The following is a 26,205-nucleotide window of genomic DNA, read 5'->3' as shown; positions in this document are numbered from 1 at the left end:
CTGCTCGGGAGTCACCCGAGACCCGCCCGCGAAGTAGCCCAAGGCCCGCCCGGAGTACCCGAGACCCGCCCGCGAAGTCGCGCAAGGCCCGCCGGGGAGTCCCAAGATCCGCCAGGGGAGTCCCTCAGGGCCCGCCCGGGAGCTCCAAGGCCTGCCCGGGGAGTCGCTCAGGACTCGGCTGGGGAGTCGTCCGAGGTCGGCTCGGGGATTCGCCTTGCCTCGCGGTCGCCACTCGGGAAGACTCGGCCTTCCTGGCAGTGGCAATGGTTTTCATATCCGTTTGGGGGCATACGTGAAGGTAGCGTTCGTCGGCAAGGGCGGCAGCGGCAAGACGACGCTGTCCTCGCTGTTCATCCGGCACCTCGCGAGCAAGGGCCTGCCCGTGGTCGCGGTGGACGCCGACATCAACCAGCACCTCGGGGTCGCGCTCGGCCTGGACGAGGAGCGGGCCGCCAAGATCCCGGCGATGGGTGACCGGCTCGCCGAGATCAAGACCCACCTGCGCGGCCGGAACTGGCGGATCTCCTCGCCGTCCGCCATGGTCAAGACCACCCCGCCCGGCTCCGGCTCGCGGCTGCTGACCCTCGGCGGGGACGACCCGGTGCACGCGCTCGGCCAGGAGGTGAACGGCGCGACCCTGCTGGTCACCGGCAAGTTCAACGACGCCGACCTCGGCGTCGCCTGCTACCACTCCAAGACCGGCGCGGTCGAGCTCTACCTCAACCACCTGGTGGACGGCCCGGGCGAGTACGTCGTGGTGGACATGACCGCCGGCGCCGACACCTTCGCATCCGGGCTGTTCACCCGCTTCGACCTGATGTTCCTGGTGGCCGAGCCCACCCGGAAGGGCGTCGGCGTCTACCGCCAGTACAAGGACTACGCGTCCGACTACGACGTCGCCATCACCGTCGTCGGCAACAAGATCCAGGGCGACCAGGACATCTCCTACCTGCGCGAGCAGGTCGGGGACGACCTGCTCACCTGGGTCGGCCAGTCCGCCGCCGTCCGCGCCCTGGAGCAGGGCCGCCGCGGCGTCGACCTGGAGTCGGCGAACGAGGCCGCGCTCGACTGGATGCTCGCCGCCGTCGACGCCCGCCGCAAGGACTGGGCGAAGTACCAGCGCCAGGCCGTCGAGTTCCACGTCAAGAACGCCCGGAGCTGGGCCAACGCGGCGACCGGCGAGGACCTGGAGAAGCAGGTCGATCCGGACTTCCGCTTCCCGGTCTGAAAGGGCCTGCCGCGGTCATGTGATCGCCGCTACAGTGCCGCGCATGACCGTCCGGCGAATGCTCGTCGTGACGGTCGGCGCGCTGGTGCCGACCGTCCTGTACGTCCTGGTCGTGGCCAACCAATGGGTCAACGACGAGATGCTGAAACAGGACATGAACTTCAGCCGCGGCGCCGGCCCGCTGCTGCGCATCTCGCAGGCGCCCGGCTGGCGCCTCACCGGCCTCGGCGGCCGGATGAGCGGCGGCGCCGGCCAGATGGTCTTCGCCGAGGACATCTCGACCTTCTTCTACCTGCTCGTCTTCGCGGGCCTGGTCTTCGCCGGCGCCCGCGCGCTGGACGCCGAGCGCGGCCTGTTCTCCGCGCTCACCCTCGGCTGGTGGGCCACGATCATCGCCGCCGGCGTCACCGCCTTCATGCGCGGCTTCCTCCTCGCCCAGGCCTTCCACTACCCCGGCGGCGAGTACAGCCTCATGGTCTGGCAGTCGGCCGCGACCGGCGCCGAGTTCGGCCTCTGGTTCGGCTGGCTAGGCGGCCTGGGCGCCCTCCTGGCCTTGGTCGTCATGCGCGCCAACAAACCCCGCCCAGCCCCCACCCAAACACCCGCCGCATACCAAGCCCCCCAATACCCGACCGCACCCCCAGCGGCCCCAGCCCCCAGCACCACCCCACCCCCGACTCCCCTGGCCCAATACGCCCCACCCACCTACCCCCAATGGGCCCCAAACACGACACCCCCCGCAGCCCCCCACCCCACCCCACCAGCCACCCAGCCACCCGCCACGCCGCCCGGGCAATCTTCCGCCGAGACCGCGACGTCCACCCCAGCCCCTCACCCGCCCGCCCCCACCCCCGACCAGCCCCCCGCAACCATCGCCGAGCACGCCCCGCCCAAGGCGGCCCCCGAAGCGAACGAGTTGCCCGCACCAACCGCCGACTCGGCGCCCGCGACCATCGCCGAGCATTCCCCGCTCAAGCCGGACGCCGAAACGGACGAGCCCGCGACTCCCAGCACCACCCCGGCGGCGCCGGCGACCGTCGTGGAGCAGCCGCCGGTCGCGGCAGACGCCGAAGCGGACGCGCCCGCGACTCCCAGCACGTTGCAGCCCCCCACGACCATCGCCGAGCACTCGCCTCTCAAGCCGGACGCCGAGGCAGGCGAGCCCGCGACTCCCAGCACTGCTCCTCCGGCCCCGGCGGCGCCCGCGACCATCGTCGAGCAGCCGTCGGACGTCCCGGGGGCCGCATCCACGAAGAACGCGCAACCGGAGGCGGCACCCCGCTCGTCCGAGGAACCTCTGCCCCCGCCGCTCTGAGACGGCCCAGGGCGCCGGGCACGACATCGCGTGCCCTTGGCCGCGTGTCCGGGCTCGCGGGGCGGGGCGGCCGTCCCAAGATCACCGGCCACCTGCGAGAATCGGCGCATGCGCGTGTTTCTTGGAAGCGACCATGCCGGGTACGAACTGAAAGAGCACCTGGTCGCCTGGCTGAAGGACAACGGCCACGAGCCGGTCGACTGCGGTGCCTTCGTGTACGACGCGGTGGACGACTACCCACCGTTCGTCCTGCGTGCCGCCGAGCGGACCATCGCCGACCCCGCGTCCCGGGGCATCGTGATCGGCGGCTCCGGCAACGGTGAGGCCATCGCGGCCAACAAGGTCAAGGGCGCCCGCGCGGCCCTGGTGTGGAGCGACGACACCGCCCGCCTCGCCCGCGAGCACAACGACGCCAACATCATCAGCCTCGGAGCGCGCCAGTACTCCATCGAGGACGCCACCCGCTTCGTCGGGATCTTCCTCGGCACCGAGTACTCCAAGGAGCCCCGCCACACCCGCCGCATCCGCATGCTCAGCGACTACGAGCACACCTCCGAACTCCCACCCCTCCCCCGAGAGTCCTAACCCCTCCGGGCACGGGCCCCAGCCCGTGCCCACCTCTCACCCCCGCGCCACCCTTCATGCGCGCGCCACCCCCTCACGCGCACGCCTGAAGCCACTGCGCTAGCCGAGCCGCAGCGCATACCGGAACACAGCGCGTGCCCGGCCGAGCCGCCCCCTGCGCCCGAGTCGCTCCACCCTCCGCACCGCCCGCCCGCTATGCGGCGCCCTGTGCCTGCGCGGCCCGAGTCGGTGCGCGGCCCCGGGCTGGTGCGTGGCCCGGTGCAGTGCGCGTGCCCGAGCTGGCGTGCGTGGGTGGGGGCCGCCTGGACGAGCCGCTGCGCGTGCCCGGCTCCTCGCGCGCGTGCTTGAAGGCGCTGCGCGTGCCCAAGTAGCAGCGTGGTGAACCCGCCGCGCCCGCTCAACCCCCTGAGTGCCAGTCGGCCGCGCGCGCTCAACTCTCCGCCCGTGCCCAACAGGCAACACGCCGACTGTAGCCAGCAACCGTGTAGCCAACCCAGCGCCCCGCGCGCCCAAGCCGCTCTTTCCCGCGCACCGCCCGCCTGCCGCCGGACGCCCGGCGCCGCGCCTGCCCGATCTGCTCCGCAGCCCGACCCAGTGCGCGTGCCCGAGCCGGTGTGTGTGCCCGAGCTGGCGTGCGTGGGTGGGGGCCGCCTGGACGAGCCGCTGCGCGCGCCCGGCTCCTCGCGCGCGTGCTTGAAGGCGCTGCGCGTGCCCAAGTAGCAGCGTGGTGAACCCGCCGCGCCCGCTCAACCCCCTGAGTGCCAGTCGGCTGCGGGCGCCTGAGCCGCTCCGTCCTGCGCATCGTCCGCCTGCTGTCCGACGCCCAGTGCCGCGCGCGGCCGAGTTGGTGTGTGGACGGGCTGGTGTGCGTGCCCGAGCTGGTGTGTGGCCGGGGGCGATTGGCGTTTTCTGCCTGGTTGGCGGTGCGGCGGTTGGCGGGTGTTTGGGGGCGTGGGTTAGGGGGTGGCTCGGTGGGTGTTGTAGTGCCAGCGGGTTAGGACGCGGAGGATGGTTTCGGCGCCGGTGGGGTTGGCGCTGTGGACGAAGATCGTGCCTATATGGAAGGGGTGGCCGTTGAAGGCGGCCTCCTCCAGGAGGGTGACGACGGGCATGATGGTGTCGTCGCCGCCCAGGTCGTGGTCTAGCCAGAGTTCGTCGATGAAGACGGCTCGGTGTTCTGTGAGTAGGCGGATGCCCTCCGCGCTCGTCCGCGCGAGTTGCGTGGCATGGGGGAGAGGTCGCAGGTCGTCGATGCCGAGGATGATCGGGGGGCTCGGGTTCTGCGGGGGATCGGCGCTGGTCATGAGAACTCTTGGACGAGGTCGATCGGGTCGGTGATTCGGGTGTTGAGCTCGGCCGGGTCTTCGGCGGGGGCCCACGGTTCTTGGATTGTTCGGCCGCCGGGCTGCTGTACGGGGTTGCGCGCCAGGGAGGCGTAGTCGGCGCCGTCGTGTGCGGCGTTCCAGTTCCTCGCGATCTTGATTGCGTACTCCTCGTTGAGCACGGGGTAGAAGATCGGCTGCTCCGGCAGGCGGGGCGGCCCCCAGGCGCGCCGACCTGACGCGCGGACGAACTCCAACTCCTTTGGGCTGGTGGGGCGGCAGAGCGTTGTCGTGGGCTTGAAGGTCATGGGCGTGGGGCCCGTGCGGGCTGCGGGGAGTTTGTGCGCCGCAGGTTACGGGTTGTTAGAGGGCGGAGTCGGTGGGGGGTGTGGGGCGGGGGCCTCGTTTGTCTTGGCGGCGGCGTTCGTTTTTGGCGGCTCGGGTTCGGCGGGGTGGGTCGGGTGGGGGCGGAGGGGGCGTGGGGGCGCCTTCGGGGGTGGGGCGGGAGACGTCTCGGGCGCGCATGGCGGCGTCGACGGTGATGCGCATGCTGGGCTGGGTCATCGAGGTGCTCCGTTGGTCGGCCGTTCGTCCATTGGACACCCGCCGGTGGGGTGCGTGGCAAGCGGCGGCCGCGCCTGTGGATAACTCGCACGGTCGTTGTGTCGCGGTGTGGTTGCGATACGTGACGACGGGCGCGGATGTCCGGACCTCGGTACGGATGCTCGGTACAGTGCCCAGGTCATGCTTCAACGTCTGGTGCACCTGCTGCCGCCGCGAGTGCGGGCCTTCCTGCGGAGGATCCCGCCGCTCGTGGCGCTTTACAGGTGGCTGCGGCGGGGGACGCTCTCGCGCGACCGCTACCTGGGCGCGGGCCTGGCGCTGCTGGCGATCGTCCTCGGCTTCGGGGCGGTGGAGTCGCAGCGGTGGTCGCCGTCCGGGGCTCTGGTCCTGACGCTGCTCGGTGGCGGGCTGCTCCTGCGCGTGCGCAGTTTGGCCGTGCTGCTCGGCGTGGTGGCCGTGATGGTCGGCTATGACGCTTGGAAGGCCCCCAGCAATACCGGACCCGGCATTATCGCCACGCTCGCGGTCACGGCGGTGCTCGCGGTGACGTTGGCGCGGACGCGGCAGCAGCTCGGCGTCATGGGGTTGCGCGGCGATTCCATGCTTCTGGAGTTGCGCGACCGCCTGCGGAGCCAGGGCGAGATGCCCAAGCTCCCGGACGGCTGGGACACGCAGGTCGTCATGCTCCAGGCGGGCGGCTCGTCCTTCGGCGGCGACTTCGTCGTGTCGGCGCTGCATGACGGGGTGCTCGAAGTCGCCCTTGTGGACGTCTCCGGCAAGGGGACGGACGCGGGCACACGAGCGCTGATGCTGTCCGGGGCTTTCGGCGGGTTGCTGGGGTCGGTTCCTACGGAACAGTTCCTCCCCGCGTGCAACACCTATCTCCACCGGCAGCAGTGGGACGAGGGGTTCGTCACGGCCGTCCATGTGGTGATCGAGCTGGAGACCGGGGAGTACACGGTCGAGTCGGCCGGCCATCCGCCGGTCGTGCAGTTCGACGCGGGCAGTGGAACGTGGCAGGTGAGTCCGGCCAAGGGGGTCGTCCTCGGCGTGATCCCCGATCTCGCCGCGACGCCCGAGCGCGGACGGCTCCGCGCCGGCGACGCGCTGCTCCTCTACACAGACGGCCTGGTCGAGTCGCCCGGAAGCGACCTGGACGCCGGGATCGACCGCCTTCTGGGCGAGGCGGAGCGGCTCGTCCCCAACGGGTTCCGCAAGGGCGCGCGCGAGCTGGTCGAGCTGATGTCCGCCGAACGGGACGACGACTGCGCGCTCATCCTCATCTGGCGCACCTGACGTTCGTCCTAGTGGCCGTGGTGCTTTCCGCGTTTGCGCTTGGGTTTGTGCTTCGGACGCGGCTTCGGCTTGGGTTTCGGCTTAGCAGTGGGCGTGGACGGTGTGGGAGCCGGTGTTGAGGCCGTCGCCGTAGGCGAAGGAGGTTTGTGCGAGGGTGCGGCATCGCTCTTGTCCGACAGTCCGATGGCGACGGCTCCTACGAGGACGGTCGCGGCGGCCGCGCCCACTCCGGCCAGGACGCGCGTCCGGAGGTGCGAGGGTTTCTTGGCCGGTGCCGGGGCGAAGATCTGCGTGTGCGTGTTGTCCGGGATGGCGCTGAAGGATTGCGTGTGCGCGTCCGGGTCGTCCTCGTGCGCGTGCGGGAGCGAGGGCGGCGGCTGAGCGGCCGCGGTCTGCTCGACAAGGGACATCAGCAGTTCGGACGCCGATGGCCTGTCTTCCGGGTTCTTCGCCAAGGTCGAGCGGACGGCGGGGACCAGCTGCATAGGCAGACCGGCCAGATCGGGCTCCTCGTTCGCCGCGCGTAGGGCGACCTCGGGTGCCGCGCCCTCGCCGAAGGGAAGGCGTCCGGTTCCCGCGTACGCGACGAGGCAGCCCCAGGAGAAGACGTCGGCGGCGGGGGAGACCGGGTCGCCCGCGATGACCTCCGGCGGCATCCACCCGGGGGTGCCGATGACGGTCCCGGCGGTGCCGGCCGAGCCCGGCGCGCCCTGCACGCGCGCGATGCCGAAGTCGATCACCCGGCATCCGGACAGCGTGAGCAGGACGTTCGCCGGTTTCAGGTCGCGGTGGACGAGCCCGGCCGCGTGGATCGCGGCGAGCGCCGTCGCGACGCCGACCGCGACGCCGTGCAGGTCGGCGGCGGGCAGCGGGCCGCCGGACGAGATCCGCTGCTGGAGCGAGATCCCGGCGACGTACTCGCTGACGATGTAGGGGCGGCCGCCCTCCTCGCCGTGCGCGAGGACGCGGGCCGTGCAGAACGACGCGACCCGCCCGGCGACCACCGCCTCGTCCCGGAAGCGGCGCAGGAACCTCGGGTCGTCCGCCAGGTGCGGGTGGATGGTCTTGACCGCGACGCGCGCGCCGGTGTTCGGGTCCTGGCCCAGGTAGACGGTGCCCATCCCGCCCGCGCCGAGGCGTCCGAGCAGCGGGTAGGCGCCGACGGCCCGCGGGTCGGACGGCCCGAGCGGCGCGGCAGCCTCCGCCGCGGGCCCCGCAGGCAGCCCGACCGGCGCACCCACCTCAGCTGGCGGCAACCCGAGCGGTGCACCCGCCTCCGCCGGCGGCAACCCACGCGGCGCGCCCGCCTCGGCCGAGGGAACTTCGCGCGGTCCGCCCGGCTTCGCCCTGACCGGCGCGCCCGGCTCTGCGGGCGGGAATTCGAGCGGCGCGCCCGGCTCGGTCGGCGGCTTCCCGAGTGGTGCGGCCGACTCCGCCGCAGGCGCGCCGGGCGGGGACGCGCCGGGAGCCGGCGGGGGTTCGGGCAGGTCGGGGGCGGGGTCGGGCCTTTGCGCGTCCATGCCGTCCCCTGGGCTCCCTCGTCGCTCGCGGTCCGGTCCGCACCGGACGTCCGGCCCAACATGGTGCCCCATCCGCACGGAACCGCGAAACGTGATCGTCATCTGGATGTAGCGGCCAGTGCACGAACGGCGGGCAGAGTAGGGATCAGTTCGACGACCGCCCCGCTCCCGGCGGAACCTCCTCGGCGCGGTACGGGCGCGGCGGTCGGCGGCACCGAAGACGATGTCCGCGCGGACGGGTCCCCAGGGGTGGGAGGCCCCGGCCGCGCGGACATCGGTCCCGGCATTTCCCTATAAAACCAGTTGACTTTATGGGAAATACTCGCCAGGATGGGAACGCGAAGTCAGGCCCGTCAAGGGTCTCCCCGCCGTTCGGGGCGCTCCTACGGCGGGGCGCACGGTGGTCGGGACGGTGACGGCACGGCCCGTCCCGACCACCGGCACATTCCCGGCCCGCAGTGCCAGCCGCTGCACAAGATTTCTTAAGCGGATCATCCCGGTACGGCCAGCCCTCGCGCGGGGTGGTGGCGTCCGGCCGCCGCAACCCCGAGCGTGATCCTTCAGGCGGTGTCGTGCCGCGTGGCGCTGCGACGGGGGAGGAACCGGACGATGCCGGGGCGCTGGCCGCCGGGGCGCTGGACCCTGCGCACCCGGGTGACGGTCGCCGCGACCGTGGTGGTCGGCGTGCTGCTGGCCGCCGGGGCCGTCGGCTTCTACGCCGTCCTGCGGCACGCCGTCTACGGTTCGCTGCGCGACCGGGGCGAGCAGGCCGTGACGGCGCTCGCCCAGACGGTCGGCAGCACCGACCCGCACGGGCCGGCGGTGCTGCGCCCCTCCGACACCGGGTTCCCGCTGCTCCAGGTCCAGGACGACAAGGGCCGGGTCCTCGCCGCCAGCCCCGAGATCGCCGGCCGCCCGGCCATCGTCACCCTGCATCCGGACGCGGGCCATCCGACCCTCACCCGGAAGGTCACCGTCGCGCACGAAGAGGTCTACGTGGTGGCCATGCGCGTGCACGCACGAGACGGCTGGCGGGTCGTCTATGCGGGCGCGCCGATGCCGGGGTACCTGCACTCGCGCGCGTACTTCACCGTCCTCCTGGTGCTCGCCGTCCCGCTCGGGCTGCTCCTGGTGGCCGTGTCGGTGTCGCTCGCCGTGCGCCGCGCGCTGCGGCCAGTCCGGAGGATGAGCGCCGAACTCGCCGAGGTCACCGGGTCGGGGCCCGGACGGATGCGGCGCGTGACGGTCCCCGCGTCCCACGACGAGATCGCGCAGCTCGCCTCGTCGGTGAACGTCACCCTGCACCGGCTGGAGCGGACCGTGATGCGGCAGCGCCAGTTCGTCGGGGACGTCTCGCACGAGCTGCGCAGCCCGCTGACCGGCCTCCGCGCCCAGCTGGAGGTGGCCCTGGAGCACCCCGAGGACGAGGACTGGCCCGAGGTCGCCCGCTGCGCGCTCAACGACGCCGACCGGCTCCAGCGGATCGTCACCGACCTGCTGCTGCTCGCCAAGCTGGACGCGGGCGTGCCGCTCGGCCGCGAGCCGGTGGACCTCGGCGACCTCGCCCAGCAGGAGGGCGGCCGCGTCCGCCGCGTCCCGGTGGACATCTCGGTCGAGCAGGGCGTGGTCGTGCTCGGCGCGCGCGGCGCGCTGCTGCGCCTGATCACCAACCTGCTCGACAACGCCGCGCGGCACGCCCGCAGCCGGGTGCTCATCACGGTCGTGACCAGCGGCTCCGAGGCCGTCCTCACGGTCGAGGACGACGGGGAGGGCATCCCGCGCGCCGACCGCGACCGCGTCTTCCAGCGCTTCCAGCGGCTCGCCGAGGGCCGCAAGCGCGACACCGGCGGCTCCGGCCTGGGTCTCCCGATCTCCCGCGACATCGCCCAGGCGCACGGCGGCACGCTGGTCATCGCCGACACCAAGATCGGCGCCCGCCTCGTCCTGACCCTCCCCAAAGCCCCATGACCGGCCCGAGCCCTGCGACCCGGTCCTAGCCTCGCGACCTGCTCAAGGCCCGCCGCCCGGTCCAGGCCCCGCCGCCCGGTCCAGGCCCCGCCGCCCGGTCCAGGCCCCGCCGCCCGGTCCAGGCCCCGCCGCCCGGTCCAGGCCCCGCCGCCCGGTCCAGGCCCCGCCGCCCGGTCCAGGCCCCGCCGCCCGGTCCAGGCCCCGCCGCCCGGTCCAGGCCCCGCCGCCCGGTCCAGGCCCCGCGGCCCGGCCCAAGCCCCGCGGCCCGGCCCAAGGCCCGCGGCCCGGCCCAAGCCTTGCGACGTTGCCCAAGTCCCGTGACCTTGGCCATGGCGCCGTGACCCGGTCCGGTGCGGGGATGCCGGGCGGGTTAGCCTGCGAGCCATGAACGCGCCGCTGGAGCGCCCGGACGCCGCCGGGCTGCTGGACCGGGTCCTGGATCCGGGCAGCTTCGAGCCCTGGGACGTCCCGCCCACGTATGCGGCGCTGACTCCGCAGTACGCGGCGGACCTCGCGCGGGCGCACGAGCGCAGCGGACGCGACGAGGCCGTCGTTACGGGAGCCGGTCTGCTCCGAGGACGACGCGTAGCCGTCGTCGTCTCCGAGTTCGCCTTCCTAGCCGGATCGATCGGCATCGCGACCGCCGACCGGATCGTCTCGGCCGTCGAGCGCGCGACGTCCGAAGGGCTGCCGTTGCTGGCCGCGCCGTCCTCCGGTGGGACGCGCATGCAGGAAGGAACCATCGCGTTCGTCCAGATGGCCCGGATCACCGCCGCCGTCATGACGCACCGCGCGGCTGGCTTGCCCTACCTCGTCTACCTGCGGCATCCCACAACGGGCGGAGTGCTGGCGTCCTGGGGTTCGCTGGGCCACGTGACGGCGGCGGAACCGGGCGCACTCATCGGCTTCCTGGGCCCGCGCGTGTACGAGACGCTCAATGGGAAACCCTTCCCGCCCGGGGTGCAGACGGCCGAGAATCTGGCCGCCAAGGGTCTCCTGGACGCCGTCGTAGGAGTGGACGACCTCCCCGCCACCGCCGCCCAAGCCCTGGAAACCCTGTGCGCCGTCCGACCACCGCACCCCGCCCCGCAGCAGCCGCCAACGCCGCGAGCAAGCCAGGACAACGACGACGATGCGGTGGGAGGCGGCGTTTCGGCATGGGAATCGGTTGAGCGGTCGCGGCGCGCTGATCGGCCCGGAATTCGGGAGCTGCTGCGTTTCGGGGCGTCCGGAATCACGCCACTGTCCGGGACGGGCGACGGCGACGCCGACCCGGGGCTGCTGCTCGCCCTGGCCCGCTTCGGCGACGCGTCCTGCGTGGTGATCGGCCAGGACCGGGCCGCGCAGCGCGTCGGACGGCCCATCGGACCCGCCGGGCTGCGCGTCGCCCGGCGCGGGATGCGCCTCGCCGCCGAATTCGGATTGCCCCTGGTGACCGTTGTGGACACGCCCGGCGCGGAGCTGTCCCCCGAGGCGGAGGAACGCGGCCTGGCCGGTGAGATCGCGCGCTGCCTCGCCGATCTGATCACCCTCCGGACGCCCACGCTCTGCCTGCTGCTCGGCGAGGGGAGCGGCGGCGCGGCGCTCGCGCTGCTGCCCGCCGACCGCGTCCTCGCTGCACGGCACGCGTGGCTCGCGCCGCTGCCGCCCGAGGGCGCGTCCGCGATCGTGCACCGGACGCCGGACCGCGCGCCCGAACTCGCCGCCGCCCAGCGCGTCCGCGCCGAAGACCTCCGCGCGGACGGCATCGTCGACGAGATCGTCCCCGAACGTCCCGACGCCGCCGACGAGCCCGAGGCGTTCTGCGAGCGCGTCGCCGCCGTCCTGGCCCGCGAACTCCCCGCCCTCCGCTCCAGCCCGCAATCCCGCAGCCACCGCTACGCCCGCCGCTAAACCCACCGGCCCAACCCGCCCGCCCGCAGGCCGCCGTTAGGCCCGCCGCTCCACCTCGCCCGCCCGCACCCGCCCGCACCCGCCGCTAAGCGCGCTGGCCCGCCCCGCCCGCCCGCTCCCGCGGCTGGGTTTGTAGTTCCGCTTGGTCGCACTGAGGTGCTGCTTAGCTTGCCGGTCCGATCCGCCCGCCCGGCGGCCGCCCTTCGGCGCGCCGTTCCGCTTCGTCCACGCGCAGCTGTCGCTGAGCGCGCTGGTTCGATCCGCCCGCCCGGCGGCCGCCGTTGGGCGCGCCGTTTCGCTTCGTCCGCACGGAGGTGCCGCTTAGCTTGCCGGTTCGATCCGCCTGCCCGGCGGCTGCCGTTGGGCGCGCTGTTCCGCTTCGTCCGCACGCGGCTGCCGCTGAGCGCTGGTCCGATCCGCCCGCCCGGGGGCCGCCGTTGGGTGCGCTGTTCCGCTTCGTCCGCACGGAGGTGCCGCTGAGCGGGCCGGTCCGGTCCGCTTGCGTGGCGGCTGCCGTTCGGCGCGCCGTTCCGCTTCGTCCGCGCGCAGTTGCCGCTGAGCGCGCTGGTCCGATTCGCGCGCCTGGGGCCGCTGTTGGGCGCGCTGTTCCGCTTCGTCGGCACGGAGGTGCCGCTAAGCGGGTTGGTTCGGTCCGCTTGCGCGGGGTCGTCGCTGGGTGCCGTTCTTCCTCATCCGTTCGGGGGGGGGGCTGATTGGTCGTGCTGGGGGTGGGGGTGGGCAGGAATCGGTGGCGGGATGTCGGGGAGGGCAGCATCGTGTCTCTAGGGGCTGCCGCGCGGTCACTTGGGGCTTACCGTGCTGTGCACCATCGGAAGGGCGGACGGCGTGCGGGACGAACCAGTGGCGGGGAGCCGCCCGGAGGCCGGGATGCGGCGGCCGGCGGGGCGTCCGGGGCGGAGGACGGCCGGGACCGGGATCCGGAAGGTGCCGCTGAGCAGGCCGGAGCGGCGGGCCGAGCTGTTCGACGCGGTCCTCGCGCTGCTCGCCGAGGTCGGCTACGAGCGGCTGACCATGGACCTGGTGGCGAAGCGGGCGCGCGCCGGGAAGGCGAGCCTCTACCAGCGCTGGCCGTCCAAGGCGCATCTGGTGGTGGCCGCGATGGAGCGGTACCGCCCGGTGGTCCCCGAGCGGGACGCCGGGTCCTTCCTTGAGGACATCAGGCAGCTGCTCACGGCCTATGTCGACAGCAAGTCCGGCCTCGACCGGGGGCTGCTGATCGCGCTGCTCGAAGGCAGCCGCAGGGACCCCGAGCTGGCCCGGCTGCGGCGCGAACGGCTGGCGGCGCCGGTCCGCAGGTCGATCGAGGCGGCGCTCGACCGGGCACGCGCCCGCGGCGAGATCCCGGACCGGGTGGACGCCGGGCTGCTCGCCGACCTGCCCTTCGCGGTCATCTTCAGTCACGCGCTTGTCAGGGACGAAAGCCCAGATCCGGGGCTGGTGGACCGGTTTGTGGACGGCATCCTGGCCCCCCTCCTGGACGTCCCGAACTCGCGCGATCCTCGCCTATAGAACGAAGCAGTTCTATTTTCGGAGGGCAGGCCGCTCGCGCCCGGCGAGGCCCGCAGGAATCGGGACCCGCCGGGGGAGCGGCGCAGCGCGATCCGCCGAGGAAGGGACCCTCATGCGCGCTCCAACGCCCCCCGCCTCCGCCTCAACGGCCCCCGCGTCCGCCTCAACGGCCGCCGAGATGCCGGTTCGGAGGGACGACCCGCTCGACCCGCCGCCCGCGCTCGGCGTGCTCCGCGACGAGTCGCCGATCTCGCGGCTGGCGTTCCCCGACGGCAAGACCGGATGGCTGCTGACCAGGCACGAGGACGTCCGGGCCGTCCTCGCGGACGAGCGGTACAGCGCCGACCGGGTGACCGCGTCGTCGCCGGTGCGCGGCCGCCCGCCGTTCAAGCCCGAGGACCGCCCGGGCCTGATGCTCACGATGGACCGGCCCGAGCACACCCGCTACCGGCGGCTGCTCACGCCGTACTTCAGCACCCGCCGGATGCGGGCCCTCGCGCCGTGCATCGAGCGGATCGTCGCCGACCACCTGGACGCGCTGCGCGCCGGAGGCCCGCCCGCCGACCTCGTCCCGGCGTTCACGCTGCCGATCCCGTCGCTGGTGATCTGCGAGCTGCTCGGCGTCCCGTACGAGGACCGCACCCGGTTCCATGCCTGGTCGGCGAAGGTCCTGAGCCTCACCGCGACGGACGAGGAGATCCAGGACGCCCGGGACGAGCTGATGGACTACATGCTCGACCTCGTCCTCGCCAAGCGCCGCGAACCGGACGACGCGCTGCTCGGCACGCTGATCGCCGCCGGGACCGACCTCACCGATGCCGAGCTGACCGGCGTAGGCCGCCTGCTGCTGATCGCCGGGCACGAGACCACCGCGAACATGCTGGCCCTCGGGACGTTCACCCTGCTCACCCATCCCGACCAGCTGCACGCCTTCCGGACCGGCGGCCCGGAGGTCGCCGACCGCGCGGTCGAGGAGCTGCTCCGGTACCTGACGATCATCCAGTTCGGGGCGACCCGGGTCGCGAAGGAGGACATCGACCTCGACGGGCACGCCGTCCGGAAGGGCGAGACGCTCGTGCTGTCGCTGCCCGCCGCCAACCGCGACCCCGGGCACTTCGACCGCCCGGACGAGCTGGACGTCACCAGGCCGCCGTCGCAGCACGTCGCGTTCGGGCACGGCATCCACCAGTGCCTCGGGCAGCAGCTCGCCCGCATCGAGATGAGGATCGCGCTGACCGCCCTGTTCGACGGCCTGCCGGGCCTGCGCCTGGCCGTCCCGCCGGACGAGGTCCCGATGCGGCACGACATGGCCATCTACGGCGTGCACGGCCTGCCCGTGAGCTGGGACGAGTGAGGCCAAGAGCCGGGATGAGCGAGGACATGAAGATCATCGCGGATCGCGACCGCTGCCTCGGCGCGGGCCAGTGCGCCCTGTACGCGCCGGACGTCTTCGACCAGTCCGACGAGGACGGCACCGTCGTCCTCATGACCGAGACCCCGCCGGCGGAGCGGCACGAGGCCGTCCGCCTCGCGGCCGACATGTGCCCCAACGCCGTCCTCACCCTCGAAGAGGACGGCGGCCGAAACCCTCAGCGGCGCGCCCGATAACCCCAAACCGCGCGCCAGAACCCTTAGCGGCGCGCCAGGTCGCCCTGCGGAGCAGCCGAGACCAGACCGTAGAGGCCCGCGAGGATCTCGTAGGAGCGGCGGCGGTCGTCATGGTCGTGGACCATCGTCGTCACCATGACCTCGTCGGCGGACGTCGCCTCGATCAGCGCGTCCATCTTCTGCCGGACGGTCGCGGGCCCGCCCACGACCTGCGCGTCCTGCCGGGACCGGATCACCTCGTGGTCGAGCGGCGTGTACGGGTACGCGTCGGCCTCCGCCGGGGACGGCAGCGTGCCCGGACGCCCCTGGCGCAGCCGCAGGAAGGACAGCGCCTGCGGGCGCGCGAGCCGCTCGGCCGTCGCGTCGTCCTCGGCGGCGGTCACCGACACGGCGATCATCGCGTAGGGCTCGGACAGGCCGTCCGCCGAAGGACGGAACGACTCGCGGTACAGGGCCAGCGCGGGCAGCGTGTTCTCCGCGCTGAAGTGGTGCGCGAACGCGAACGGCAGGCCAAGCAGCCCGGCCAGCCGCGCGCTGTAGCCGCTGGAGCCGAGCAGCCACACCGGCGGACGGTTGCCCGCCGCGGGCGTGACGGTCCCGCCGTCCTCGAAGTAGGCGCGCAGCTCGTGCAGCTGCTCGGGGAAGTCGTCCACCGAGAGCGGGCCGGGCGTGCGGCGCAGCGCCCGCGCGGTCTCCTGGTCGGTGCCGGGCGCGCGGCCGAGGCCGAGGTCGATCCGGCCCGGGAACAGCGCCTCCAGCGTGCCGAACTGCTCGGCCACCACCATCGGCGCGTGGTTGGGCAGCATGATCCCGCCGGACCCGACGCGCAGCCGCTCCGTCGCCGCCGCGACCTGCCCGATCACCACCGACGTCGCCGAGGACGCGATGCCCGGCATCCGGTGGTGCTCGGCGAGCCAGTACCGGTGGTAGCCGAGGTCCTCGACGTGCCGGGCGAGGTCCAGGGTGTTGCGCAGCGCCTGCGCGGACGTCGAACCGGACGCGACGGGCGCGAGATCGAGCACGGAGAACGGGAGACTCATGCTCAGTGGCAACCCCCGTCGCTCCCGTCCTCTTCCCAACCGGACAAGCGTCCCATCTCACACCCCCGGCCCCGCGCACTGCGGAGCCGGGGCGAGCCTGGTCAGGGACGGCGGGACGGCAGCGCGAGAGCGGCCAGGAGCATGAGCCCGGTGCAGGCGACCGGCCACCAGAAGGTGTGCCCGAACGCGTCCGCGCCGGGATGGGCGGCCTCCCGCCGTTGCAGCACGACGAACAGCAGCGCGCTGCCGAAGGACCCGCCCATCTGCTGCAGGATGCGCAGCGCCGTCGAGGCGCGCGGGATGGCCGCGGGCGGCACGCCGCGCATCCCCGCCGTCAGGACGGTCACGAGCAGCCCGCCGATGCCCGCGCCGTACAGGACCTGCGCCGTTCCGGTCAGCACATCGCCGGTTCCGGCGTCCAAGCGGGTGAACAGCAGCGCGCCGATCCCGGTGAGGACGGTCCCGGCGACGGCCGGCAGGCGGGCCGGCACGCGGTCGGCGAGCAGGCCGTTGACGGCCAGCGCCACGCCCATCCCGACGCCGAAGGGGATCATCAGCAGGCCGGTGTGCAGGGCGTCCTCGCCGCGCGCCTGCTGGAAGTAGAGCGGCAGCAGGCCGAGCGCGCCGAACATCAGGACGGTGGCCAGCAGGATCCCGGCGGCCGGGGCGGCGAAGCCACGAGACCGGAACAGCCGCGGATCGATGATCGGCGAAACCCCGGGACGCAGCGCGTGCGCCACGAACGCCGCGAGCAGCGCGACCCCGGCGACCAGCGCGACGACGACGCGCGCATTGGTGAACGACCCGAGCCGTCCGATCTCGGCGCATCCGTACACCAGCGCCCCCGAAGCCCCCGCAAGCAGCCCGAGCCCCACCACATCCAACGGCGCCCGTCCGCCCCGCGCATCGGACGGCGAGGCTCCTCGGCCGGACGGGACCGGCCCTTGGTCGGACGGGGCGGAGCCTTGTTCAGAAGCCGCGGGGCCTCGCCCGGACGCGGTCGGCCCTTGGCCGGACGGGACGGGGCCTTGCTCGGACGGGACGGGGCCCTCGCCGGACGGGGCGGGGCCTCGGTCGGAGGGGACGGCGTGGGGCGACAGGAGGAGCGCGGCGGCGCAGACCGGGACGTTCACGAAGAAGATCCAGCGCCAGTCGAGATCGCTGACGATCCAGCCGCCGAGCACCGGCCCGAGGACGGGCCCGAGCAGGGACGGGACGGCGATCGCCGCGGTCATCCTGCCGAGCCGTTCGGACCCGGCCTCGCGCGCCGCCATCGCGTGCGCGAGCGGCAGGATCAGCCCGCCGCCGAGGCCCTGCACGACCCGGAACGCCACCAGCGACCAGATCGACCAGGCCGCTCCGCAGGCCACCGACCCGGCGAGGAACAGCACGAGCGAGGTCATCCAGACCGCACGCGCGCCGAACCGCTCCATGCCCCAGCCCGCGACCGGGATGACCACGGCCATCGCGAGCATGTACCCGGTGGTCACCCACTGGACGGTGCTGAGCGTGGTGTCGAAGCGCCGCAGCAGGGTCCTGGTCGCGATGCCGGTCATCGTCATGTCGAGCTGCATCATCAGCGAGGCGAGCATGATCACGCCCGCCAGCCGGAGCAGCGCGGGCGACAGCCGCCGCGCCTCGGGCGGCGGGGGACTGAGTGTGGTTTCTGCCATGTCCGGTACTCCCGATCGAGGGGCGCAGTAAATATTTACTGCACGACGGAGTGAAGCGGGCTGGGGTATGGGGTGCCAAGCGCAGGGTCGGGGGCGCGCGGTCAGCGGGTGCGGGTGCGGGTGCTCATCCCGTAGAGGAGTTGTTCGATGGCCAGTTCGCGCTGCGTGGCCTTGTCGGCGGGGATGCTGCCGGGGTTGAACTCGGCGAAGCGGCCGACGAACACGTTGGTGGAGATCACCGAGCCGATGACCGAGCCGTACACGACCTCGAACGGGACGTCCGGGGTGAAGGTCCCCGAGTCCTGGCCGCGCTCGTAGAGCTTTCGCAGCTCGACGGGCAGCTCGTCCGGGCCGGGCATGGACGAGCGCCACTCGCCGGACAGCCACTCGTGCAGCATCACCGCGATCATCTGCGGGACGGTGTCGAGCGACACGAACAGGCCGCGCAGCGCGTGCCGGACGCCGTCCACCGGCTCCATCGCGACCGCCTCGGCCAGCACGGGCGTCCAGAGCTCGCCGGTGCGGCGGCGCAGGTCCTGGACGACGGCCCGGTACAGGCCCTCCTTGTTGCCGAAGTGGTGGTAGATCATCCGCTCGTTGACCCCGGCGCGCCGGACGACCTCCTGGACGCGCGCGCCCTTGAACCCGTGGCGGGCGAACTCCTCGGCGGCGGCGTCCAGCAGTGCGGTCCGGCTGTCGGTCATGAAGTAAATGTTTACTGCAACCGGCGCGCAGCGCAACCCCGGAGCCCGGAAAGACCGGCTGGTTCTGGTTCGTTCGGGACCGTACGATATGTCGCATGCGTGCCCTGATCATCAATCACGAGTCGTCCGCACCCGTCGACGGCCTCCAGTCCGCGCTCGCCGAACGCGGCTGGGAGTGCGAGGAGCACGTGGTCAAGGGCCCCGGCGCCGAGCTGCCCGATCCCGCCGGGTTCGAGCTTGTCGCGCCGCTCGGCGCGGCCTGGTCCGCGCACGACCCGGAGGTCGCGCCGACCATCGCGCCCGAGCTCGCGCTGATCCGGAGGGCGCACGACTCCGGCGTCCCGGTCCTCGGGATCTGCTTCGGCTCGCAGCTGCTCGCGACCGCCCTCGGCGGCCGGACCGACCGCGCCGCCCGCGCCGAGTTCGGCTTCGTGGACGTCGAGACCGACGACGCCTCGCTCGTCCCGTCCGGGCCGTGGTTCCAGTTCCACAACGACCGCTTCTTCGCGCCGGACGGGGCCCGCGTGATCGCCCGGAACGACGCCGCGCCGCAGGCGTTCGTCCTCGGCCGCTCGATGGGCGTCCAGTTCCACCCGGAGATCACCCCGGACGTCCTGGAGCAGTGGCTGGACGGCGGCGCCTCGGGCGTGCTGCGCCGCGCCGGGCTCGACCCGGACACGATCCTCGCCGAGGTCCGCGCCCAGGCCGTCCGGACGTCCGCCCTGATGGGCGCCCTCCTCGACGCCTTCCTGACGAAAGTCGCCCCCGCGCACCTGCCGCCGCGTACCCGCGACTGATCAAGGAGCGGTGGAGGCCTCGATCAGGGCGGTGAAGATCGCTTGCTGGACGGGGTCGGTGCCGGCGGTGTCCTCGGGGTGCCACTGGACGCCGAGGAACCAGCCCGGCGCGTCGTCCAGTTCGACCGCTTCGACCGTCCCGTCCGCCGCACGCGCCACCGGGACCAGACCGGCGCCGAGGGTCTCCGCGGCCTGGTGGTGGTAGCAGGACGCGGACACCTGCGCGTCCTCGACGATCTTGGCGAGCAGCGTCCCGGGCGTGACCGCGACCGGGTGGACGACGTGCCGGTGGTCGGGCTCCATGTGCTGCCGGAGCGTCCCGCCGCGGACGGCGTTGACGACCTGGAGGCCGCGGCAGACCGCGAGCAGCGGGAGCCCGGCGCCGAGCGCGTGCCGGGCGATGGCGAGGTCGAAGGCGTCCTGGTCCTCGTCCACGTCGTACAGGGTCTCGTGCTCGTCGGCGTCGCCGTAGTGCCGCGGGTGCAGGTCGCCGCCGCCCGGGAGCAGGACGCCGTCGCAGCGCGCCAGCCGGGACGCGACGTCCTCCGGAGCGGCCGGGTGCATCATGAACGGCTCGCCGCCGCCGCGCCAGACGGCTTCGGCGAGCGCCCGCGCGGTGACCTCGGCGCGGTACCGCAGCGCGGACGCCGACTCGGAGAACCGGCACGGCAGCGCGATCAGCGGCCTCAGCCCAGAGGCGTTCACAGCTCGATCCAGGTGGTCTTGAGGTCGGTGTACTTGTCGAGCGCGTGCAGCGACTTGTCGCGTCCGTGGCCGGAGAGCTTCACGCCGCCGAACGGGACGCTGTAGTCGCCCTCCTCGTAGCAATTGACCCAGACCGTCCCGGCGCGGAGCGCGCGCGAGATCCGGTGCGCCTTGGACAGGTCGGACGTCCAGACGGCGGCGGCGAGGCCGTAGTCGGTGTCGTTCGCCAGCCGCACGGCCTCGTCGGCGTCGGCGAAGGTTAGCACCGACAGCACCGGCCCGAAGATCTCCTCGCGGGCGATCCGCATGGACGGCGTGACCTGGTCGAACACCGTCGGCTGGACGAAGAAGCCCGGACGGTCCAGGGACGCGCCGCCCGCGAGCAGCCGCGCGCCGTCGGCCCGTCCGGCCTCCGCGTAGGACAGGACGCGGTCACGGTGCCGGGACGAGACGAGCGGCCCCATCTCGGTCTCCGGGTCGAGCGGGTCGCCGACGCGCAGCGCGGAGGCCCGCGCAACGATCCGCTCCACGACGCGGTCGGCGACGTCGCGGTGCACCAGCAGCCGGGACGGCGCGGTGCACATCTCCCCGGCGTTGAAGAAGATCCCCCAGGCGGCGGTGTCGGCGGCGGCGTCGAGGTCCGGCGCGTCCGGCAGGATGATGTTGGGGGACTTGCCGCCCAGCTCCAGCCACACCCGCTTGAGGTTGGAGTCGGCCGCGTAGCGCAGGAAGTGCCGTCCGACCTCGGTGGAGCCGGTGAACGCCAGCACGTCCACGCCGGGGTGCTCGCCGAGCGCGCGGCCGGTGACCTCGCCGGGGCCGTTGACGACGTTGAGGACGCCGGGCGGAAGGCCCGCCTCGTCCGCGAGGGCGGCGAAGCGCAGCGCCGACAGCGGCGACTCCTCGGCGGGCTTGAGCACGGCCGTGCAGCCCGCCGCGAGCGCGGGCGCGAGCTTCCAGGTGGCCATCGTGAGCGGGAAGTTCCACGGGACGACGGCCGCGACGACCCCGGCGGGCTCGCGGGTGACGAGGGCGAGCGAGCCGTCCGCCGTGCGGGGCGCCTCGTCCAGGCCCTTGTCGGCGATCTCGGCGTACCAGCGCAGCCCGTTGACGACCGCGCGCAGCTCGATGCCGTCCGCCTCGGCGACCGGCTTGCCCATCTCCAGCGCGATCAGCAGCGCGAGGTCGGCGCGGTCGCGCTCGACCAGGTCCGCCCAGCGCAGCAGGACGGCCTTGCGCTCGGCCGGCTTTAGCCGCGGCCACGGGCCTTCGTCGAACGCGCGGCGGGCGGCGGCGACGGCGAGGTCCACCTCGTCCTTCCCGGCGGACGGGACGCGGGCGAGCACGGCGCCGTCCCGAGGGGAGACCGCGTCGAAGCCGTCGCCGCCCGCGTCGCAGGCGGTTCCGCCGATGCGGTGCGCGGTCGCCGGGACGAGCCGGGCGGCCCGCTCGCGCCACTCCTGGTGGGAGATGTCGGGCACGGTCCCTCCTCGGGGTCGGGAGTTCATTTGGTCCCGAATGTTATGACCGGGGGTTGACCTCCGTCACTCCCATCCGGAAACTTATTTGGGGTCAAACAACTTGGAGGTGCCGTGGCAACGATCGCGGGTGTCGCCGTCGACACCGGCCACTGGATCGGCGGCGAGCGGGTGCCGTCCGCCGCGACGTTCACCGACGTGTCGCCCATCGACGGCGCGCCGCTCGCCGAGGTCGCCTCCGGCGGCGCGCGCGAGGCCGAGGCCGCCGTCGCCGCCGCGCACAGGGCGTTCCCGGCCTGGTCCCGGACGTCCCGCGAGGAGCGCGCCCGCCTGCTGCACGCGATCGCGGACGGCGTGGAGAAGCGGATCGAGGAGCTCGCGCAGGTCGAGACGCACGACAACGGCGCGCTGATCCGCTCGCACCGCCGCGGCGTCATGCCCCGCGTCGCGCACAACTTCCGCTTCTTCGCCGACTGGCTGCTGAACCTCGGCCACGAGGACTTCGAGACCCGCGGCCACACCAACCACGTCTCCTGGGACCCGGCGGGCGTCTGCGCGCTGATCACCCCGTGGAACGCGCCGCTGATGCTCGCCACCTGGAAGATCGCCCCGGCGCTCGCCGCCGGGAACACGGTCGTGCTCAAGCCCGCCGAGTGGACGCCCCTGACCGCGTCCCTGCTCGCCGACATCACCGCCGAGGCCGGGCTGCCGGACGGCGTGTTCAACGTCGTCCAGGGCTACGGCGCGGACGTCGGCGGCCCGCTGACCGCGCACCCGGACGTCCGGCGGATCAGCTTCACCGGGTCCGTCCCGACCGCCCGGACGATCGCCGCCGCGGCCGCCCCGAACCTGACGCCGATGTCGCTGGAGCTGGGCGGCAAGTCCCCGCTGCTCGTCTTCGCCGACGCCGACCTCGACCTCGCCGTGGACCTCGCGGTCGAGCAGTACGACAACGCCGGCCAGGTCTGCCTCGCCGCGACCCGGCTGCTGGTCGAGTCGTCCGTCGCGGACGAGTTCACCGCGCGCTTCATCGCCAAGGCGTCGCAACTCAAGCAGGGCGACCCGCGCGACGCCGCGACCGACATCGGCCCGCAGATCCACCGTAAGCACTTCGAGCGCGTGGACGGGTTCGTCCAGCGGGCGAAGGCGGACGGCGCGACCACCCTGATGGGCGGCGGCCCGAACGAGGATCTGGGCGGTCTGTACTACCGTCCGACGCTGTTCGCTACGCCCGGCGAGGAGATCGTCCTGGAGGAGGTCTTCGGGCCCGTCCTGACCCTCCAGACCTTCGACACCGAAGAGCAGGCCATCGCGATGGCCAACGAGACCAAGTTCGGTCTCGCCGCGACCGTCGCGACCGGATCGGCCGAGCGCGCGCGGCGCGTCACGTCCGCCCTGGTCGCCGGGACGGTCTGGGTGAACTGCTTCTTCGTCCGCGACCTGCGCGCGCCGTTCGGCGGGTCCCGCCAGTCCGGCGTCGGGCGCGAGGGCGGCGACTGGTCCTTCGACTTCTACTGCGATCTGAAGAACACGGTGACGGCCCCATGGGAGAAGTAGTCGGCGCGGGGCTGCTCGCGCACGTCCCCACCATCGTCCTGCCCGAGGTCACGCGCCGCGAGCTGAACAACGGCGAGGACTCCACGCTCGTCGCCGGCCTCGAACGGCTCCGCGCGGACGTCTTCGACCGGGACGACTACGACACCGTCGTCGTCCTCGACTCGCACTGGGCCACGACCGTCGAGTTCGTCGTCACCGCGCACGCCCGCCGCGCCGGGCTCTACACGTCGGACGAGCTGCCGCGCGGCATGTGCCGGGTGCCGTACGACTTCCCGGGCGACCCCGAGCTGGCGCACGCGATCGCCTCGCACGCGGCCGAGCAGGGCACCTGGATCACCCCGGTGGACGACCCGTACCTGCCGATCCACTACGCCACGGTCAACCTGTGGACGTTCCTCGGCGTCCGCGACTTCCCGTACCTGGACCAGGCGGGCAAGAAGTGGATCTCGATCGGCGTGTGCCAGACCGCCGACGTCGAGGACAACCTGCGACTCGGCCGCGCGCTCGCCGCGGGCATCGCCGACACCGACCGGCGCGTCCTGCTGATCGCGTCCGGCGCGCTGTCGCACACCTTCTGGCCGCTGCGGCAGATCCGCGACCACGAGTCCGCCGACCCGTCCCACATCTTCACCGACGCGGCGCGGCGCGCGGACGAGCAGCTCATCGAGTGGTTCGGGAAGGGCGACCACGCCCGCGTCCTGGACAACATGCCGGAGTTCCTCAAGTACAAGCCCGAGGCTCGCTTCGGGCACTACCTGATGATGATCGGCGCGCTGGGCGAGCGGGACTGCACCGCCCCCGGCCGCCTCTACAGCGAGTACGAGAACAGCGTCGGCACGGGCCAGGTGCACCTCTGGTTCGACCGGCCCGAGAACGGATGGACGGCCCGATGACCGTGGAGTACCGCCGGATCCTGCTGGACGGCGCGGTGACCCGCGTCGTGCGCGACGGCTCGGAGCTGGTGTCCGCCGACGGCCGCCGCGTCCCGGTCACCGGCGCCGTGCACCTGCCGCCGGTCGAGCCGTCCAAGATCATCGCGGTGCACCTGAACCACCGCAGCCGCGTCGAGGAGTTCCAGACCTCGCTGCCGCCCGCGCCGACCTACTTCCACAAGCCGACGTCCGCGCTGAACTCCCACAACGGCGCGGTCGTCCGGCCCGAGGGCTGCAAGTACCTCAACTACGAGGGCGAGATCGCCATCGTCATCGGCCGCACCGCGCGCAACATCGCGCCCGCCGAGGCGGGCGACTACATCGCGGGCTACACGGTCGCCAACGACTACGGCCTGCACGACTTCCGCGACACCGACGCGGGCTCGATGCTGCGCGTCAAGGGCTCCGACACCCTCTGCCCGCTCGGCCCCGGCCTCGTCACCGGCTGGGACTTCCGCGGCAAGTACCTGCGCACCTACGTCAACGGCGAACTCGTCCAGGACGGCTCGACCGACGAGATGCAGTGGGACATGCACTACCTCGTCGCCGACATCGCCCGCACGATCACCCTCAACCCCGGCGACGTCCTGCTCTCCGGCACCCCGGCCAACTCCCGCCCGGTCGCGCCCGGCGACGTCGTCGAGGTCGAGGCCGAGGGCCTGGGCCGCCTCACCAACCACATCGTCACGGGCCCCGTGCCGGTCCGCGACGACTGCGGAGCCCAGCCCACCGAGTCCGAAGAGGTCGTCTCGACCGCCTTCGGCGGCGACTGGGAATTCCGCGGCATCCGCGCGCCGCGCCGCTGACCTTCGCTTGAGAGGAACCGCCGCCATGAAGATCATCGTGGACATGGACCGCTGCCAGGACCACGGCCAGTGCGTCTTCTCCGCCCCCGAGGTGTTCCGCCTGAACGCCGAGGGCCACCTGGAGTACGAGTCGGTTCCCGACGACTCCCTTCGCGACGCCGTGGAGGAAGCCGCCGACGTCTGCCCCCTCCAAGCCATCACTCTCGAAGGCTGACCTGGAGGGATGAGCATGCGGCGGATCGTGGTGGTCGGCGCGTCCATGGGCGGGCTGCGCGCGGCCGAGCAGTTGCGCGCGGCCGGGTTCACCGGGCAGCTGACCGTGGTCGGGGACGAGCCGTACCGGCCCTACAACCGCCCGCCGCTGTCCAAGGAGGTGCTCGCCTCCGAGGTCACGCACGCGGCGGTCGCGTTCCGGATGCGCTCCTCGGTCGAGGACGTGGACTGGCGGCTGGGCATGCCGGTCGTCTCGTCCGACCTCGCTGCCCGCTGGCTCACCCTGCTGGACGGCTCGACCCTCGCCTACGACGGCCTCGTGGTCGCGACGGGCCTGCGTCCGCGCCGGCTGCCGCTGCCCGGGCTGGAGGACCGCCGCCACGTCGTCCGAACCCTGGACGACGCGACCCGCCTCCGCGCGTCCCTCGCGCCGGGCGTCCGGGTCGTCGTGATCGGCGCGGGCTTCGTCGGCTGCGAGGTCGCCGCGACCGCCCGCAGGCTCGGCGCCGAGGTCACGGTCGTCTGCGCTGCCGCCGAGCCCCTGATGACCCCGCTCGGCCCCGACCTGGGCGCCGAACTGCGCCGCCGCCACGAGGCCGAGGGCGTCCGCTTCCTCCTAGGCCGCACCGTAACCGCCTTCTCAACGGGCATATCGAGCCGCACTGCCGCGGATGTCGTGCTCTCGGACGGCTCGGCGGTCGCCGCCGACGTCATCATCGAGGCCGTCGGATCGACCCCGTGCGTCTCCTGGCTGGACGGCAACGGCCTGGACCTGTCCGACGGCGTCCTCTGCGACGCCGACCTGCGCGTCGAGGGCCGTCCGGACATCGTGGCGGTCGGCGACGTGGCCCGCTTCCCCAACGTCCGCTACGACGACGTGTGCCGCCGGGTGGAGCACTGGTCGATCCCGACCGACACCGCCCGCAAGGCCGCCCGCACGCTCCTCGGTGTGGACGCCCCGCCCTTCGTCCCGCTCCCGTCGTTCTGGAGCGACCAGTACGACATGCGCATCCAGTCCTTCGGCGTGCCTGGCCTGGGCGCGGACGACATCCGCGTCCTCGAAGGGGACATGACGTCCGAATGCGCCGTCGGCTACCACCGCGACGGCGAGCTCGTAGGCGTCGTCCTGCTGGGCCTGGCCTCGGCGATCCCGCGGTACCGCAAGCTCCTCATGGACGCCACCCCCGCATCCGTCTGAGGTAAGTGAACGCTCACTAGCACTCACTGGGCATTCACTCGCAACCGAGGTGAGTGAATACTCACTAGCGCTCAGTGAGCATTCACCCACCCCGGGGTGGGGTGAGGTGCGAGATGTCTGCCGACGCGGGGCCCAAGGCGCCGGGGCGGAGGCGGGGCGTCGTCCTGCTGGGCCCGGCGTCGTCGGCGATCCCGCGCTCTTGCATGCTCCTCGTGGACGCCATCGCGTCGGCCGGTTGAGGTGAGTGATTGCCCACTCGCGGTCAGTGAGTAT

Annotated in this window: 23 protein-coding genes; 15 read left to right on the top strand and 8 right to left on the bottom strand. The window is 73.0% G+C overall.

The genetic code is table 11. From position 1 onward, the window contains the following. Nucleotides 1-292: 292 nt before the first annotated feature. The 3 genes from FHU30_RS35780 to FHU30_RS35770 all read left to right on the top strand — a co-directional run bounded on the left by FHU30_RS35780 (nt 293) and on the right by FHU30_RS35770 (nt 3,128). A complete protein-coding gene (locus tag FHU30_RS35780; RefSeq protein ID WP_253881978.1) occupies nt 293-1,228 on the top strand; it encodes an ATP-binding protein in 936 nt (311 codons plus the stop codon). Between the two features lie 43 nt (nt 1,229-1,271). Beyond that, on the top strand, nt 1,272-2,543 hold the full coding sequence (locus FHU30_RS35775) for a hypothetical protein (protein WP_253881977.1): 1,272 nt from the start codon (nt 1,272-1,274) through the stop codon (nt 2,541-2,543). 108 nt (nt 2,544-2,651) lie between these two features. Continuing rightward, nucleotides 2,652-3,128 (top strand): ribose-5-phosphate isomerase, encoded by a 477-nt coding sequence (locus FHU30_RS35770; protein WP_253881976.1) that lies wholly within the window; start codon nt 2,652-2,654, stop codon nt 3,126-3,128. Nucleotides 3,129-4,084: 956 nt separating this feature from the next. Here FHU30_RS35770 and FHU30_RS35765 read toward each other — a convergent pair. Beyond that, on the bottom strand, nt 4,085-4,432 hold the full coding sequence (locus FHU30_RS35765) for a cyclic-phosphate processing receiver domain-containing protein (protein WP_253881975.1): 348 nt from the start codon (nt 4,430-4,432) through the stop codon (nt 4,085-4,087). Continuing rightward, complete coding sequence (locus FHU30_RS35760; RefSeq protein WP_253881974.1) at nt 4,429-4,758, bottom strand: hypothetical protein; 330 nt, start codon at nt 4,756-4,758, stop codon at nt 4,429-4,431. Before FHU30_RS35760 ends, FHU30_RS35765 begins: the two co-directional genes overlap by 4 nt. A 436-nt stretch (nt 4,759-5,194) precedes the next feature. Here FHU30_RS35760 and FHU30_RS35755 point away from each other — a divergent pair, with 436 nt between their 5' ends. Then, nucleotides 5,195-6,310, top strand: coding sequence for a PP2C family protein-serine/threonine phosphatase (locus FHU30_RS35755; RefSeq protein ID WP_253881973.1), 1,116 nt, complete (start codon nt 5,195-5,197; stop codon nt 6,308-6,310). 8 nt (nt 6,311-6,318) lie between these two features. On the opposite strand, the gene FHU30_RS35750 is transcribed toward FHU30_RS35755, so the two are convergent. Further along, complete coding sequence (locus tag FHU30_RS35750) at nt 6,319-7,830, bottom strand: serine/threonine-protein kinase (RefSeq protein ID WP_253881972.1); 1,512 nt, start codon at nt 7,828-7,830, stop codon at nt 6,319-6,321. Nucleotides 7,831-8,439: 609 nt separating this feature from the next. On the opposite strand from FHU30_RS35750, the gene FHU30_RS35745 reads away from it, so the two are divergent. The 5 genes from FHU30_RS35745 (at nt 8,440) to FHU30_RS35725 (ending at nt 14,829) form a co-directional block, all read left to right on the top strand. After that, nucleotides 8,440-9,798: a sensor histidine kinase gene (locus FHU30_RS35745; RefSeq protein ID WP_253881971.1), complete on the top strand. Its 1,359-nt coding sequence runs from the start codon at nt 8,440-8,442 to the stop codon at nt 9,796-9,798. A gap of 384 nt (nt 9,799-10,182) precedes the next feature. Next, on the top strand, nt 10,183-11,691 hold the full coding sequence (locus tag FHU30_RS35740; RefSeq protein WP_253881970.1) for a carboxyl transferase domain-containing protein: 1,509 nt from the start codon (nt 10,183-10,185) through the stop codon (nt 11,689-11,691). A gap of 945 nt (nt 11,692-12,636) precedes the next feature. Next, on the top strand, nt 12,637-13,221 hold the full coding sequence (locus FHU30_RS35735; protein ID WP_253881969.1) for a TetR/AcrR family transcriptional regulator: 585 nt from the start codon (nt 12,637-12,639) through the stop codon (nt 13,219-13,221). A 178-nt stretch (nt 13,222-13,399) separates the two neighbouring features. Next, complete coding sequence (locus tag FHU30_RS35730) at nt 13,400-14,575, top strand: cytochrome P450 (protein ID WP_253881968.1); 1,176 nt, start codon at nt 13,400-13,402, stop codon at nt 14,573-14,575. Between the two features lie 14 nt (nt 14,576-14,589). Next, nucleotides 14,590-14,829: a ferredoxin gene (locus FHU30_RS35725; protein ID WP_308211463.1), complete on the top strand. Its 240-nt coding sequence runs from the start codon at nt 14,590-14,592 to the stop codon at nt 14,827-14,829. Nucleotides 14,830-14,852: 23 nt separating this feature from the next. Here FHU30_RS35725 and FHU30_RS35720 read toward each other — a convergent pair whose 3' ends face one another. The 3 genes from FHU30_RS35720 to FHU30_RS35710 form a co-directional block, all read right to left on the bottom strand. Further along, on the bottom strand, nt 14,853-15,869 hold the full coding sequence (locus FHU30_RS35720) for an LLM class flavin-dependent oxidoreductase (RefSeq protein WP_253881967.1): 1,017 nt from the start codon (nt 15,867-15,869) through the stop codon (nt 14,853-14,855). 101 nt (nt 15,870-15,970) lie between these two features. Next, nucleotides 15,971-17,542, bottom strand: coding sequence for an MFS transporter (locus tag FHU30_RS35715; protein ID WP_253881966.1), 1,572 nt, complete (start codon nt 17,540-17,542; stop codon nt 15,971-15,973). A gap of 101 nt (nt 17,543-17,643) precedes the next feature. Then, nucleotides 17,644-18,246, bottom strand: coding sequence for a TetR/AcrR family transcriptional regulator (locus tag FHU30_RS35710; RefSeq protein ID WP_253881965.1), 603 nt, complete (start codon nt 18,244-18,246; stop codon nt 17,644-17,646). A gap of 95 nt (nt 18,247-18,341) precedes the next feature. Between FHU30_RS35710 and FHU30_RS35705 the strand changes: the two genes are divergently transcribed. Beyond that, nucleotides 18,342-19,043 (top strand): type 1 glutamine amidotransferase, encoded by a 702-nt coding sequence (locus FHU30_RS35705; protein ID WP_253881964.1) that lies wholly within the window; start codon nt 18,342-18,344, stop codon nt 19,041-19,043. On the opposite strand, the gene FHU30_RS35700 is transcribed toward FHU30_RS35705, so the two are convergent. Together FHU30_RS35700 and FHU30_RS35695 are read right to left on the bottom strand one after the other, a co-directional pair. Then, complete coding sequence (locus FHU30_RS35700; RefSeq protein ID WP_253881963.1) at nt 19,044-19,748, bottom strand: gamma-glutamyl-gamma-aminobutyrate hydrolase family protein; 705 nt, start codon at nt 19,746-19,748, stop codon at nt 19,044-19,046. Continuing rightward, nucleotides 19,745-21,229, bottom strand: coding sequence for an aldehyde dehydrogenase (locus tag FHU30_RS35695; RefSeq protein WP_253881962.1), 1,485 nt, complete (start codon nt 21,227-21,229; stop codon nt 19,745-19,747). Before FHU30_RS35695 ends, FHU30_RS35700 begins: the two co-directional genes overlap by 4 nt. A gap of 111 nt (nt 21,230-21,340) precedes the next feature. Here FHU30_RS35695 and FHU30_RS35690 point away from each other — a divergent pair, with 111 nt between their 5' ends. Genes FHU30_RS35690 through FHU30_RS35670 form a run of 5 tightly spaced genes read left to right on the top strand, consistent with a single transcriptional unit; the run spans nt 21,341 to nt 25,932 of the window. Continuing rightward, nucleotides 21,341-22,783 carry an aldehyde dehydrogenase gene (locus tag FHU30_RS35690; protein ID WP_253881961.1) on the top strand — a complete coding sequence of 481 codons (1,443 nt, stop codon included), beginning with the start codon at nt 21,341-21,343 and terminating at the stop codon, nt 22,781-22,783. Then, a complete protein-coding gene (locus FHU30_RS35685) occupies nt 22,771-23,676 on the top strand; it encodes a 3,4-dihydroxyphenylacetate 2,3-dioxygenase (RefSeq protein ID WP_253881960.1) in 906 nt (301 codons plus the stop codon). The genes FHU30_RS35690 and FHU30_RS35685 overlap by 13 nt, the downstream gene beginning before the upstream one ends. Further along, nucleotides 23,673-24,521: a fumarylacetoacetate hydrolase family protein gene (locus FHU30_RS35680; RefSeq protein WP_253881959.1), complete on the top strand. Its 849-nt coding sequence runs from the start codon at nt 23,673-23,675 to the stop codon at nt 24,519-24,521. Before FHU30_RS35685 ends, FHU30_RS35680 begins: the two co-directional genes overlap by 4 nt. Nucleotides 24,522-24,546: 25 nt before the next feature. Further along, on the top strand, nt 24,547-24,735 hold the full coding sequence (locus FHU30_RS35675) for a ferredoxin (protein WP_253881958.1): 189 nt from the start codon (nt 24,547-24,549) through the stop codon (nt 24,733-24,735). A 9-nt stretch (nt 24,736-24,744) separates the two neighbouring features. Further along, a complete protein-coding gene (locus FHU30_RS35670) occupies nt 24,745-25,932 on the top strand; it encodes an NAD(P)/FAD-dependent oxidoreductase (RefSeq protein ID WP_253881957.1) in 1,188 nt (395 codons plus the stop codon). Nucleotides 25,933-26,205: the final 273 nt, after the last annotated feature.

The sequence above is a fragment of the Actinomadura rupiterrae genome (assembly GCF_024172125.1).
GTDB classification, from domain to species: Bacteria; Actinomycetota; Actinomycetes; order Streptosporangiales; family Streptosporangiaceae; genus Spirillospora; species Spirillospora rupiterrae.
This window is presented reverse-complemented; position numbering and strand designations above follow the sequence as displayed.